Annotated in this window: 10 protein-coding genes; 3 read left to right on the top strand and 7 right to left on the bottom strand. The window is 33.7% G+C overall.

Annotation, left to right across the window (positions count from 1 at the left end; translation table 11 throughout):
* Both ACIQZC_RS05345 and uvrC read right to left on the bottom strand, forming a co-directional pair.
* Positions 1-2099 (bottom strand): patatin-like phospholipase family protein (locus tag ACIQZC_RS05345; protein WP_396138206.1); only part of this gene is annotated, 2099 nt, incomplete at its 3' end.
* A 5-nt stretch (positions 2100-2104) separates the two neighbouring features.
* Positions 2105-3898 carry an excinuclease ABC subunit UvrC gene (gene uvrC / locus ACIQZC_RS05340; protein WP_396138205.1) on the bottom strand — a complete coding sequence of 598 codons (1794 nt, stop codon included), beginning with the start codon at positions 3896-3898 and terminating at the stop codon, positions 2105-2107.
* Positions 3899-4117: 219 nt separating this feature from the next.
* Here uvrC and ACIQZC_RS05335 point away from each other — a divergent pair, with 219 nt between their 5' ends.
* From ACIQZC_RS05335 to ACIQZC_RS05325, 3 genes are read left to right on the top strand one after another with little or no spacing between them, the layout of a single operon-like run.
* Positions 4118-5092: a succinylglutamate desuccinylase/aspartoacylase family protein gene (locus ACIQZC_RS05335; protein WP_396138204.1), complete on the top strand. Its 975-nt coding sequence runs from the start codon at positions 4118-4120 to the stop codon at positions 5090-5092.
* Between the two features lie 55 nt (positions 5093-5147).
* Positions 5148-6386: an aminotransferase class I/II-fold pyridoxal phosphate-dependent enzyme gene (locus tag ACIQZC_RS05330; RefSeq protein ID WP_396138203.1), complete on the top strand. Its 1239-nt coding sequence runs from the start codon at positions 5148-5150 to the stop codon at positions 6384-6386.
* On the top strand, positions 6379-6948 hold the full coding sequence (locus tag ACIQZC_RS05325; RefSeq protein WP_396138202.1) for a 5-formyltetrahydrofolate cyclo-ligase: 570 nt from the start codon (positions 6379-6381) through the stop codon (positions 6946-6948). Before ACIQZC_RS05330 ends, ACIQZC_RS05325 begins: the two co-directional genes overlap by 8 nt.
* Here ACIQZC_RS05325 and ACIQZC_RS05320 read toward each other — a convergent pair.
* The 5 genes from ACIQZC_RS05320 to ACIQZC_RS05300 form a co-directional block, all read right to left on the bottom strand.
* The gene (locus ACIQZC_RS05320; RefSeq protein ID WP_396138201.1) at positions 6945-7568 is read right to left on the bottom strand and encodes a lipoprotein signal peptidase; all 624 of its coding nucleotides are present in this window, start codon (positions 7566-7568) and stop codon (positions 6945-6947) included. The genes ACIQZC_RS05325 and ACIQZC_RS05320 overlap by 4 nt on opposite strands.
* A gap of 82 nt (positions 7569-7650) precedes the next feature.
* Complete coding sequence (locus tag ACIQZC_RS05315; protein ID WP_396138200.1) at positions 7651-8031, bottom strand: TraR/DksA family transcriptional regulator; 381 nt, start codon at positions 8029-8031, stop codon at positions 7651-7653.
* A 45-nt stretch (positions 8032-8076) separates the two neighbouring features.
* Positions 8077-11478, bottom strand: coding sequence for an isoleucine--tRNA ligase (ileS, locus tag ACIQZC_RS05310; protein WP_396138199.1), 3402 nt, complete (start codon positions 11476-11478; stop codon positions 8077-8079).
* Between the two features lie 79 nt (positions 11479-11557).
* The gene (recO, locus tag ACIQZC_RS05305; RefSeq protein WP_396138198.1) at positions 11558-12271 is read right to left on the bottom strand and encodes a DNA repair protein RecO; all 714 of its coding nucleotides are present in this window, start codon (positions 12269-12271) and stop codon (positions 11558-11560) included.
* Positions 12271-13317, bottom strand: a 1047-nt coding sequence (locus tag ACIQZC_RS05300) for a two-component regulator propeller domain-containing protein (RefSeq protein WP_396138197.1), incomplete at its 5' end; no start/stop codon positions are given. The genes recO and ACIQZC_RS05300, both read right to left, overlap by 1 nt.

The raw sequence follows: 13317 nt of genomic DNA, 5'->3' as shown, positions 1-13317 counted from the left end.
CCTATGGCATATCCTGTATGTTTTGGTTTTTTTAACCAATCTTCTAAATGTTCAAAAATTCTATTGCCCACATTTGCAAAATTACCTGTAAAATTAATGTGGTGCTTTTTATAAAATTCATAATCAACAGTTGCTGTTTGTTTTGCATAACTATCTCCTGATAAACTTAAAAAATTATACCCAAAAAAGGGTTTAAAGTTATTTGCTGGAACAAATCCATATCCGCCTAGTACAAAATCAAAGAAGGAAATGGTGCGTTCTCCAACAGCAAATCCAATCTCTGAATGTGACCTAAAAGTAAGTCTTTTGATCGGCTCGATGACAATTCCGGCTTCGGTTTTTACAATTGAAAAACGTTCAAACTGGTTGGTATAATCTGTTGAGTAAAGAAATGTTTTCATTTCACCAAAAAACGACCATCCTTTCTTAGGAAAATATTTTTGATTGAATGAATCATATTTGATGAATCCAAATGCCGACAAATAATCACTTTTATCAAAAATTGGAGTCGTGTTTTGTAGTGTTTGAGATGCTATTTTCAAATATTTAAATTCTAGTCCGGCTCCAACCGAAAATTTTTGAACAAAAATTGTTTGCAAATAAGCCTGATTAGTTAAATCTGTAAAATCAATATTAACCGAATTAATATCTAAATTTGATAAAACAATCCCATTGTCAAAATCGGTTGAAATATTTCTATTAAATGAATTTAACTTTGAATTGAATCCAAAACTCCAATAAAATCCATTATCTATATAATAATCAAAATTATACCTGAAATTATCGCCAAGAATTACATCTAAAGAAACAACATCATTTTTAGTAGCAATCCTTTTATGGGTATAATTTACCAATACGCCACTTTTATACAAATCATCATAATGAATTCCAAATTTTAAAAATGTATTATTTTTATTTTCTTTTAAATTTAAAGTTAATCGTTCTCCTTTTTGTATTTTTTCTAAAGAATAAGTAATTGCGCTAAAATTTTGTGTGGCATTTAATGTTGAAATTCCTTTTTCTAATTGATTATGTGAAATTTTTGTGTTATTTCTGAATCTTAATTTACCTAAAATATAAGCGCGTGTATAATTTTCTAAATTGTTAAAATCTATTACTTCTATATAAATAGAATCTTGATAAGCCACTTTAATAGCTGGTCGTTTGTTATTTTCAACTAATGGAAGTAATTGATTAATGAACGTTTTTGCTTTCTCAGCACCTTTTTTAATTATTTCAGGACCTTTATCAAAAGAAACTACGGAAAAGCCTTTAATTTCGGGCTGAATGTAAATATTTGTCAAACTTCGCTTTCCCTCCATTTTCTCTATCATAGAAAAATTATTTATTTGAGAAAGTACCGAAGTTACATCTTTTAACTGCTCTCTGTTTTTTAATCCCTCTTGAACATCAACCCCAATAATAAAATCTATTCCTCTATTTTTTAACTCTTCTACAGGATAATTATTAACCACTCCACCATCTATAAGTGTTTTCCCATTAATTTCAACAGGATTGTATAAAGAAGGTATTGCTCCGCTTGCAATTATAGCTTGGGCTAGTATGCCTGAGTCAAGTGAATTTTGTTCCCCTGTTTCTAAATCGGTGGCCATGCACAAAAAAGGTATAGGAAGTTCATCAAAATCTCTTATGTGGCTTACATGTTTTGTTAATCTTGATATTAAATTAAAATTATACAGCCCTTTTGAAAGTCCAGAAGGAAGTCCTAATTTAAAATTTGTAAAAGGTAAGGTTAAGGCATAAATTTCATCATTTCTCTTTTCATAAAACGATTTTGATTCACGTGGTGTGTAGTCTTGCAAGAGTGCATCCACATCAATTGATGAGAAAATAGAATCCAGTTGATGAGCATTATATCCTGAAGCATATAATCCTCCTACTACTGCTCCCATACTTGTGCCCGATATATAATCTACTTTAATGCCCAGCGAATCAATTACTTTTAAAACTCCAATATGGGCTAATCCTTTTGCGCCTCCGCCACTTAATACTAATCCAATTTTTGGGCGCGACAATTCTTGACCAAAACTCACTTGGATCACCATTAATAAACTTAAAAGCAAAAGGTGTTTTTTCATGCAACTCAATTATTAGTCTTGTAAAAGTCGGAAATTTTTTTGGCTTTTGAAAGGCCTATTACTTCCGAAATTTCTTTTTCATTTGCATTTTGAAGTCTTTTAACACTTTTAAAATGTTTTATTAAAGTAATCATCGTTTTTTCACCAATACCCGGAATACTTTCTAAACTATTATTTAATGCCGATTTGCTTCGCTTATCGCGATGATGGGTTATTCCGAATCGGTGTGCTTCATTTCGTAAAAACTGAATTACTTTCAAAGTTTCCGATTTTTTATCTAAATATAAGGGTGCCGAATCGCCTGGATAAAATAATTCTTCCAACCGTTTTGCAATACCAATAATTGCAATTTTTCCTCGTAATCCTAAATCATCAATACTTTTTAATGCTGATGATAATTGCCCTTTTCCTCCATCAATAATAATCAATTGCGGTAAGGACTGATTTTCATCTAACATTCGTTTATATCTTCGGTATACTACTTCTTCCATTGAGGCAAAATCATTTGGCCCTTCAACGGTTTTAATGTTAAAATGGCGGTAATCTTTTTTGCTGGGCTTTCCATCTTTAAAAACCACACAAGCAGAAACAGGATTTGTTCCTTGAATATTCGAATTATCAAAACACTCAATATGTCTTGGTTCAACTGATAGTCGCAAATCTTTTTGCATTTGAGCCATAATCCGATTAGTATGGCGTTCTGGATCTACTATTTGGATTTGTTTTAATTGATCTAATCGATAATATTTAGCATTGCGTTCTGATAGTTCTAAAATGTGCTTTTTATCGCCTAGTTGTGGCACCGTAATTTTTATAGTTTCACCTAAATCTATCGTAAACGGCACAACAATTTCTTTTGCATTCAAATGAAATCGTTCGCGTAATTCTACTACTGCCAATTCTAGCAATTCTTCGTTGGTTTCGTCTAATTTTTTCTTTAATTCCAGCGTATGCGAACGCACAATTGCGCCATGCGAAATTTGTAAAAAGTTTACATAGGCCATCGTTTCATCTGAAATAATGGAAAACACATCTAAATTGGTAATTTTTGGATTTAAAACCGTTGAACGCGATTGATAATTCTCCAAAACTTCTATTTTCTCCTTGATTTTTTGAGCGGCTTCAAATTGCATTTCTTGAGCCAATTCGGTCATCAATTTTTTAAAATCTTTCAAACTTTCTTTGAAATTTCCTTTTAAAATTTGACGGATTTTCTCTACTTGATTTTGATAATTTTCCAACGACTCATAATCTTCACAGGGTCCTTTGCAATTGCCAATATGATATTCCAGACATACTTTATATTTTCCCGAATCGATATTCGCTTTCGATAAATCGTAATTACAAGTTCGCAACGGATATAATTCTTTGATTAAATCTAAAATCGTATGAACGGTTTTAAAACTCGTATAAGGTCCAAAATATTCTGAACCATCTTTAATCATTTTTCGGGTAGAGAATATTCTAGGAAATCGTTCGTTTTTGATGCAAATCCAAGGATAGGTTTTATCATCTCGAAGTAATACATTATAACGCGGTTGCAACTTTTTTATCAGATTGTTTTCCAATAATAAAGCATCGGTTTCCGTAGGAACGACAATGTGTTTTATCGTAACAATTTTCTTAACCAAAACCGAAGTTTTATAATTGTCATGATTCTTGGTGAAATACGATTGAACGCGTTTTTTTAAGTTTTTCGCTTTCCCAACATATAGAATTTTCCCATCCTTATCATAATACTGATACACGCCTGGATTATCGGGCAAGGTTTGGATTTGAAGTTCTAATGGTGTTTGCATTTTTAAAAAAGAGTAAAGAACAAAGATAATAGATTTGTTTTAATTGGAACGCGGATAAAACGGATGCATTGCAGCGCAGATTAAACAGATTTTAAACTTGGCGAACTTAGCGTAAATCTTTGCGCTCTTTGCGTTTACATAGTTAATTTCTCAAATTTCTTAAATCTGTGTTCCTAAATGGAATTTGTTTTTGTATTTTTAACACTTTAGATTTTAAAAATGACAGTCTCAAAACCACTTGTAATCCTCAAAGAAACCATTTTAGCTGGTGAAAGCAAGACCATTAACATGGAAATTGCAAAGTTACACACCATGACCAAATTGAAAATTCCGATCATTGTGGAACGTTCAAAATTAGATGGTCCAACAGTGTTGTTCACAGCATGTTTACACGGCGATGAAATCAACGGGACTGAAATTGTGAGGCAGTTTATTGTTCAAAAAATCAACAAACCAAAACGAGGAACCATTATATGTATTCCAATCATTAATATTTTTGGATTCATCAATAAAACAAGAGAATTTCCTGATGGTCGCGATTTGAATAGGGTTTTCCCAGGAAGTAAAACGGGTTCGTTAGCCAGTCGTTTTGCTTATTATATTTTGAAAGATATTATGCCGCATATTGATTACGCAATTGATTTTCATGCTGGTGGCGCTAGTCGATTTAATGCCCCACAAATTAGAATTGTTCCCGAAAACAAAGAATTAAAAAAACTTTCCGATGTTTTTAATGCGCCTTTTACGTTGTATTCGAAGAATATTTCGGGTACGTTTCGAAATTCTTGCGATAAACTAGATGTAAAAATGTTACTTTTCGAAGGCGGAAAATCATTAGACTTAAATGACACCGTTACACAAGAAGCTTTGGAAGGAGCTAAGCGTTTTTTAGATCATTTAGGCATGCTAAATCCGAGAAAAAAAGTTATAATTCCAACCCACAAAACCATATATATTGAAAAATCAAGTTGGGTTAGGGCAAAATACTCGGGCATGTTTCATGGGACAGCTATCATTGGTAGTTTTGTTAAAAAAGGGGATTTATTAGCCACTATTTCTGACCCCTATGGAAAAGTTGAACATAAAGTCAAAGCGCCGCATGAAGGATATATTATTAATGTAAACGATGCGCCAATTATTTATCAAGGGGATGCTATTTTTCACATTTCTACCCATTTAGAATTGAAAAGCTAACAATTATCATGTTTTATTGATTTGGCTTACTGTATTTTCGTGAAAATTTTTAGACATGGATTTTTGGAAAAAACTTACCCACGAAGAAAGAAAAGTAAGAATTGATAAAGCCTTACACGATAATGTTAACTTCTCAAAAGACGCTTCTTTAGGCTATCCAGCTTCTAAGTTAGACAGTCGTGTTTTTTATGACGATGCGCCATTTTTAAAAGATGCACCAACCCTTCAAACCTATGTGGCTAATCCAAATAATATCGGATGTCACACTTTTGGTACTTCAGAAAAAGCATTTTACGGCACACAAGAAATCGAACGCGAAGTATTAAATGTAATTGCTGTTGATATTTTTAAAGCTAAAGAAAATGAGTTTGATGGTTACATCGCTCCAGGTGGAACGGAAGCAAACATTCAAGCAATTTGGGTTTTTAGAAATGAATTTCTGCATAATTTTGATGCTAAATTAGACGAAATAGCTATTTTAGCTTCGGAAGACACGCATTATTCTATTCCAAAGGCTTCGAATTTATTGCAAATTGATTGGTTGAAAATTCCCGTTGGTTTTGAAAATCGTGAAATAGACGTGAATGGATTGGATAACATCATTTCAGAAGCAAAAAATAATGGCAAAAAATATTTCATCGCCGTTTCTAATATGGGAACTACCATGTTTGGTTCGGTTGATAATCCTGATGATTATACTTCGATTTTAGAAAAACACAATGTTACTTATCGCCTACATATTGATGGCGCTTATGGCGGATTTGTGTATCCGTTTAGCAATCAAAAAACGAATATCAACTTTAGCAATCCGAAAATTAGTTCCATTACGATTGATGCGCACAAAATGCTGCAAGCTCCTTATGGAACTGGCGTTTTTATTTGCCGAAAAGGTTTAATCGAAAACGTGCTAACTAAAGAAGCGGAATATGTAGAAGGAATGGATTTAACCCTTTGTGGAAGTCGTTCTGGCGCGAATGCAGTGGCAGTTTGGATGATTTTATTTACCTATGGTGCTTTTGGCTGGTTTGAAAAAGTAAGTATTTTACAAATGCGTACCCAATTTTTATGTCACGAATTAGACCTATTGAATATCCAATATTTCCGCGAACCGTTTATGAATATCGTAACCATTCATTCGGAATCCATTCCAGAAAAAATTGCTGAAAAGTATGATTTGGTTCCTCAACAACACAATGAAAACAACAAATGGTATAAAATTGTGGTGATGGATCACGTAGAAATAGAACATTTAACTACTTTTATAGACGAATTGAAAGCGTCTGTAAATGGATAAAAAGGTATTAAGAAGTAAGTACAAAGTATTAAGACAATCGTTAACTCAAGAAGAAATCGAAGCCAAAAGTTTGGCGATTGCGAACCAATTGTTGCGCCTAGACATTTGGGACAAACTGTATTATCATTTATTCTTAACGATTGAGGAACAAAAAGAAATCAATACTGAATATATTTTACAAATTTTAGCCGGAAAAGATAAAGAAATCGTCATTTCGAAATGTAATTTTGAAACATTGAACATGACGCATTTTTTATTAACGGATAACACCAAAATTAAAAAGAATAGTTACAACGTTCCTGAACCTGTTGATGGTTTAGAAGTTCCAGATGTAAAAATTGATGTGGTTTTTGTGCCGCTTCTAGCTTTCGACAAACAAGGAAATCGTGTGGGATACGGAAAAGGATTTTACGATAACTTTCTCAGTAAATGCAACCCCGAAACGATTAAAATTGGATTATCGTTTTTCCCTCCAGAAGAAAAAATTGAGGCTGTTTCTGAAAGTGATATGAAATTGGATTTTTGTGTTACACCTGACGCGATTTTCTCTTTTACGAATTAATCTTCTGCCAGATGCGCTTCTTCTTTAGGTGCCGCAAAAGCTCTTTTGTTAAACACAATTAAAATCCCAACACCAGTAGAAATTGCCATATCAGCTATATTAAAAATAGCATTAAAAAAAGTAAAGTGTTTTCCGCCCCAAAATGGTAACCAAGAGGGTAAATTTCCATCCCACATTGGAAAATAAAACATATCTACTACTTCACCATGAAACCAAGTTCCGTATGGTTGGTCTGAAAAAGCTGTAGCCACTTGATGATAACTATCGTTAAAAATTACCCCATAAAAAACCGAGTCAATAATGTTTCCTAAGGCGCCTGTAAAAATCAATGCAACCGCTACAATAAGAAAATTTGAGGCTTGTTTTCTAACCGAATCCCACAACCACCAGGCAATACCGCCTACTGCCACAATTCTGAATAAGGTTAAAATCAATTTCCCATATTCTCCTGGAATTTCAGCACCCCAAGCCATGCCTTCATTCTCGATAAAATGAATTCTAAACCAATCAAATACTTTTACTTCTTCATTAATGAAAAAATGCGTCTTGATATAGATTTTCGAAATTTGATCGATTAATAAAATACTAATAATTAGTAAGTAGGCTTTCTTTAAAGACATTTGAAAATTTTTAGCAAAAATAGTAGTTTTTATCAAATAAAAAACGCTCCAAGCGGAGCGTTAGTAAAATTTTGTAAAAAGATTAACGTTGCAAATTTTTTGCTTCGATACTCATTGTAGCATGAGGGACGATTTTTAAACGTTCTTTATTAATTAATTTGCCTGTAACTTTACATAATCCGTAGGTTTTATTTTCAATACGAATTAAGGCGTTTTTTAAATCTCTAATAAACTTTTCTTGACGAATGGCCAATTGTGAATTTGCCTCTTTACTCATGGTTTCACTACCTTCTTCAAACGCTTTAAATGTTGGCGATGTGTCATCAGTTCCATTATTTAAATCATTCATATAAGCACTTTTAATAAGTTCTAAGTCTCCTTTTGCCTTGTCTAATTTAGCATGAATTAATGCTTTGAATTCTGCTAAATCTGAGTCTGAATATCTTAATTGCTCCTCTATCATACTTTCAATTATTTTAATTATACTTTTAAATAACTCGTTAATTTTTTATTTTGAAATGAATATACTTGTTTTTATGTCATCAAATTCAATTTCTATACCGTTTTCAATTTTATCTTCAAAAAGTAGGGTTTTTGTTAATGTTTCCGATTTAATATATTCTGAATTTGCAAATACTGCTGCTTCAATTTGCGGATTTTTTCCCATTTTAACCACAATCTTATCGGTTACTTCAAAACCAGAATCTTTTCTAATGTTCTGAATACGATTTACCAACTCTCTCGCTATCCCTTCTTTACGCAATTCTTCAGAAATGGTAATGTCTAAGGCTACAGTTATTCCGTTTGCATTAGCCACCAACCAGCCCGGAATATCTTGCGAAGTGATTTCCACATCGTCGGATGATAAAGTTATACTTTTTCCTGATATACTAATTTCCAACGAATTTTCTCTATCTAATTGATTGATTTGTTCTTGGTTTAAATTTTGTATCTCTTTGGAAATCAACCGCATATCTTTTCCAAAACGCGGCCCAAGTGTTTTAAAATTAGGCTTTATCTGTTTCACCAAAACGCCTGATGCATCGTCTAAAAGCTCAATTTCTTTTACGTTTACCTCGGCTTTTATCAGGTCTGAAATGGCTTCAACTTCAGCTCTAAATACATTGTCAAGTACTGGAATCATTACCTTTTGTAATGGTTGACGCACTTTAATCATTTCCTTTTTACGAAGCGATAATACCAATGATGAAATGGTTTGTGCTTTTAACATTTTGCTTTCCAGGGATTTATCAACAAAGTTTTCAACCGAAACTGGAAACAGGGCCAAATGTACACTGTTTGATTTTTCTGAAGATGTTGCTTGCGTTAAATCTTTGTAAAGTTTATCCATGAAAAATGGAGCAATTGGTGCGCTTAACTTAGAAACCGTAACTAAACACGTATAAAGTGTTTGGTATGCGGCAATTTTATCTTGAGCGTATTCGCCTTTCCAGAAACGTCTTCTACACAAACGAACATACCAGTTACTAAGGTTTTCCTGAACAAAATCAGAAATAGCACGTGCAGCTTTTGTAGGTTCATAATCCGCGTAAGCAGCATCAACCACTTGAATAAGCGTATGTAATTCAGATAAAATCCAACGATCAATTTCTGGTCGTTCTGCTAAAGGAACTTCGGCTTCACTGTAGGTAAATCCATCAATATTAGCATATAAAGCAAAGAACGAATATGTGTTATAAAGCGTTCCAAAGAATTTTCGGCGCACCTCAGCAATACCTTCTAAATCAAATTTTAAATTATCCCACGGATTGGCATTTGAAATCATATACCAACGTGTAGCATCAGGGCCATATTCGGCTAACGTATCAAACGGATCAGCAGCATTTCCTAAACGTTTTGACATTTTTTGTCCGTTTTTGTCTAATACTAAACCATTTGACACCACATTTTTATAGGCAATTTTATCAAAAACTAACGTAGAAATGGCGTGTAAGGTATAAAACCAACCACGTGTTTGATCCACTCCTTCAGCGATAAAATCGGCAGGGAAATCTTTATTTTCGTCAATTTTATCCTTGTTTTCGAAAGGATAATGCCATTGTGCATAAGGCATCGCACCCGAATCGAACCAAACATCAATTAAATCAGTTTCGCGTTTCATGGGTTTGCCTGATGCTGATACCAGTATAATTTCGTCCACCACATTTTTGTGTAAATCGACTAAATCGTAATTTTCTTCAGTCATATTTCCGATTTCGAATCCTTTAAATGGATTTTCAGTCATAAAACCAGCGGCAATTGCTTTTTCAATTTCTTGAACTAATTCTGCTACTGAACCTACTAAAATTTCTTCTGTTCCTTCTTCGTTTCTCCAAATAGGTAAAGGAATTCCCCAATATCTTGAACGCGATAAATTCCAATCGTTGGCATTTTTCAACCAGTTCCCAAAACGACCTTCTCCTGTAGCTTTTGGCTTCCAGTTGATGGTTTCGTTTAAATCGAACATTCTGTCTTTGATTTCGGTTACTTTGATGAACCAAGAATCTAATGGATAGTATAAAATGGGTTTGTCTGTTCTCCAACAATGTGGGTAACTGTGTACGTATTTTTCTACCTTAAAGGCTTTGTTTTCTTCTTTTAATTGGATAGCAATTTCTACATCTGCAGAGCGTTCTGGTGCTTCGCCTTCGTTGTAATATTCGTTCTTTACATATTTCCCAGAATATTCTCCTAAATTTTGGATGAATTTCCCTTGTAAATCTACCAAAGGAACTGCATTTCCATTTTCATCCAAAACCAACATTGGTGGTACTTCTGGAGTAGCTTCTTTTGCCACTTTAGCATCATCTGCTCCAAATGTAGGTGCGGTGTGTACAATTCCAGTTCCGTCTTCAGTAGTGACGAAATCTCCAGCAATTACTCGAAACGCATTTTCAGGATTTTGATACGGTAACGCTAATGGCATCAATTGTTCGTAACGAATTCCGACTAAATCTGAACCTTTGCATTCGGCTAGGATTTGATATGGAATATTTTTATCGCCTTCTTTGAAATTTTCATAATCAGACGGTTCGGTTGAAGCAAAAAATCCTTTTCCGAATTGTTTTCCCATTAAATTCTTAGCTAAAATTACTTTTACTGGTCGGAAGGTATATTGATTGAACGTTTCAACTAAAACATAATCGATTTTTGGACCCACTGTTAAAGCGGTATTACTTGGCAATGTCCAAGGCGTAGTTGTCCAAGCTAAAATATGTATGTCTCCAAAATCTTGTAAAAAGTTTGATAACGTTTCGTTTTTAGTTTTAAATTGCGCTACTACAGTCGTATCCGTAACATCACGATACGAACCAGGTTGGTTTACTTCGTGTGAAGATAATCCTGTTCCTGCTTTTGGTGAATACGGTTGAATGGTGTACCCTTTGTAAAGCAAATCTTTGTTGTAAATTTGTTTAAGCAACCACCAAACCGATTCCATATATTTGGATTTATAAGTCACATAAGGATCTTCCATATCTACCCAATAGCCCATTTTTTCGGTCAAGTCGTTCCACACGTCGGTGTATCGCATTACTGTTTTCTTACACGCTTCATTGTAATCTGAAACTGAAATGGTCTTTCCGATGTCTTCTTTGGTGATACCCAATTCTTTTTCGGTACCTAATTCTACAGGCAAGCCGTGTGTATCCCAACCTGCTTTTCGTTTAACTTGGTAGCCTTTTTGAGTTTTATATCGACAAAAAATATCTTTAATAGCACGCGCCATCACGTGGTGAATTCCAGGTAATCCGTTTGCAGAAGGTGGTCCTTCAAAAAAGACATACGGCGTAGCCCCTTCACGAGAAGTTACCGATTGTTCAAAGATGTTGTTTTTTTTCCAAAAATCAAGAACTTCTGATGCCACTGTGGGCAAGTCAAGTCCTTTGTATTCAGTAAATTTTGTACTCATTTTGTCGCTTACTTAAATCAATTTGCGAAAGTAATGATTTATAGGTAAAAGGCAAAAGGTAAAAGGCAAAAGTTGTCTATTAAGAAAAAACTTCTGTTAAGACATCTAAAGATTTTGGTTTTTTAAAGCCATCGAGATGTAAAGTGAAGAAATCTAAAAGAATTTTTAACAGCAATTGGCGTTCAATTCCTGCAAATATTTTTTGGTCTGAATCAAACTTTAATTGTAATAATCGTTTAAACAAATGTGTTTCGTGTTGGGTTAACGAATTGATGCTTTGAAATGGCGTAAAATAACCTTCTTTGATGTCAAAATAAGGAAAATCAAGTTCGGTCAAATCAGGATAAAATCCAAGATATTTTGTAACTTCCATCATCAAAATAAGATGAAAATTGGTCGTTTCTTTGTGCGTATCAAACCAAAGAAGTGCCGTTTCTAAAAAGGAAAATAAACTTTGGTTTTTTTCTTCTTCTTTGATGGCGTGATGTAAAATTTCGGAAAGAAAAATAACAATCGTACTTTTAACAATATCGGTGTTTATGTAATAGTAACTGTGTGCTAATCGAATTTCTTTAAAATGTTCGAGTGTGCCTTTATTCTTGTGATTGGCTTCGATTTCAATAATGGTTAAAGGCTGAAAATAAGCAATTTTTTGGTTCACTTTTTTGTTAGAATAGGCGCTTGGAACAAAATAACTTTTTAATCCGTCGCTTTCCGTAAAGCATTTGACAATCAAGCTTTTTTCTTGATATTTTAAGGAAGAAAGGACAATGGCTTTTGTTTTAACTAACATTATCTAATAATCATCACTTTTTTAACCGTAGAATCTAATCCGTCTTGTGAAGCCACAAAAATCATATATACTCCAGAAGCTACTTTGTATTTTCCAAAGGCGGTGGTATCCCATTCAATGGTTCCGCCAGCAGTAGTGGTTTCGTGGACTAAATTTCCTTCAATATCCGTGATTTTTACATTGGCTTTATCGGTTAATCCGCTTATTTTTATAGTTCCTGAAAAACCTGGCCTAACAGGGTTAGGATAAACATAGACATCCGCTAAACTATCACTTGGCTTGGTAGAAACGCCTAAAAAAGAAACCATTCCTTTATCGGTTGCAAAAAAAACTTCACCCGTTACATCGTCAATTTCTATATCGTTTATTGAATTACTAGGTAGTGGAGAATTATTTTTATCAAATTGGTAGAGCGTTTGTTGTCCATTTGATGAAACTAAAAAAACACCTCCATTATCAATTGCGACCCATTTTCTATTGGCGCCATCTACTGCAATATCAGTTATTATTTGCTGATAAAAAAGCTCTTGGGCTAAATCTCCTTCTTGTATAACAATATTTGAAACCGTGAGTTCGTCTTGTTGTAAAAACTGATCTACACTAGATAAAACTCTAAGTCCAGCTGCTGTACCTATCCATAATTGGTTGCGTTTGTCAATTGCAATACATAAAACATTTGTTGTAGGCAATCCGCTACTATCATCTATTCTTAAAGTTTTGTTGTTTCGAGTATCATTAAAAGCAATAACACCATCATCGCGAGTTGGCAACCATTTAGTGTCGTTTCTATCAATTCCCATTGATGCAAATCTTCCGTTCGTAATATAGTCACCAATATCATATGATTGCCATTGATTTGTTGTGCGCAGTACTTTTATAGCTTTATCGGTTCCTCTATTGGTTACCCATAAATTTCCCTTTTTGTCAAATGCTGGACTATTAATTCTAAAGTCTAAAAGGTTTGCAGCAATTGGTTCTAAACCATCAGGTCCAGTATTTATATTATTAAAAAGCTCTATTTCCTCGTTGTTTATTTTTAAAACTCC

The sequence above is a fragment of the Flavobacterium sp. genome, assembly GCF_044338735.1.
Lineage (GTDB): Bacteria > Bacteroidota > Bacteroidia > Flavobacteriales > Flavobacteriaceae > Flavobacterium.
Note: the sequence above shows the minus strand (reverse complement) of the source record. Positions and strands in the feature narration are given on the sequence as shown.

What these genes read in the sequence shown, in the direction of transcription:
- uvrC (WP_396138205.1), bottom strand. Translation starts at nt 3,898, where the DNA reads ATGCAAACACCATTAGAACTTCAAATCCAAACCTTGCCCGATAATCCA.
- ACIQZC_RS05335 (WP_396138204.1), top strand. Translation starts at nt 4,118, where the DNA reads ATGACAGTCTCAAAACCACTTGTAATCCTCAAAGAAACCATTTTAGCT.
- ACIQZC_RS05330 (WP_396138203.1), top strand. Translation starts at nt 5,148, where the DNA reads ATGGATTTTTGGAAAAAACTTACCCACGAAGAAAGAAAAGTAAGAATT.
- ACIQZC_RS05325 (WP_396138202.1), top strand. Translation starts at nt 6,379, where the DNA reads ATGGATAAAAAGGTATTAAGAAGTAAGTACAAAGTATTAAGACAATCG.
- ACIQZC_RS05320 (WP_396138201.1), bottom strand. Translation starts at nt 7,568, where the DNA reads ATGTCTTTAAAGAAAGCCTACTTACTAATTATTAGTATTTTATTAATC.
- ACIQZC_RS05315 (WP_396138200.1), bottom strand. Translation starts at nt 8,031, where the DNA reads ATGATAGAGGAGCAATTAAGATATTCAGACTCAGATTTAGCAGAATTC.
- ileS (WP_396138199.1), bottom strand. Translation starts at nt 11,478, where the DNA reads ATGAGTACAAAATTTACTGAATACAAAGGACTTGACTTGCCCACAGTG.
- recO (WP_396138198.1), bottom strand. Translation starts at nt 12,271, where the DNA reads ATGTTAGTTAAAACAAAAGCCATTGTCCTTTCTTCCTTAAAATATCAA.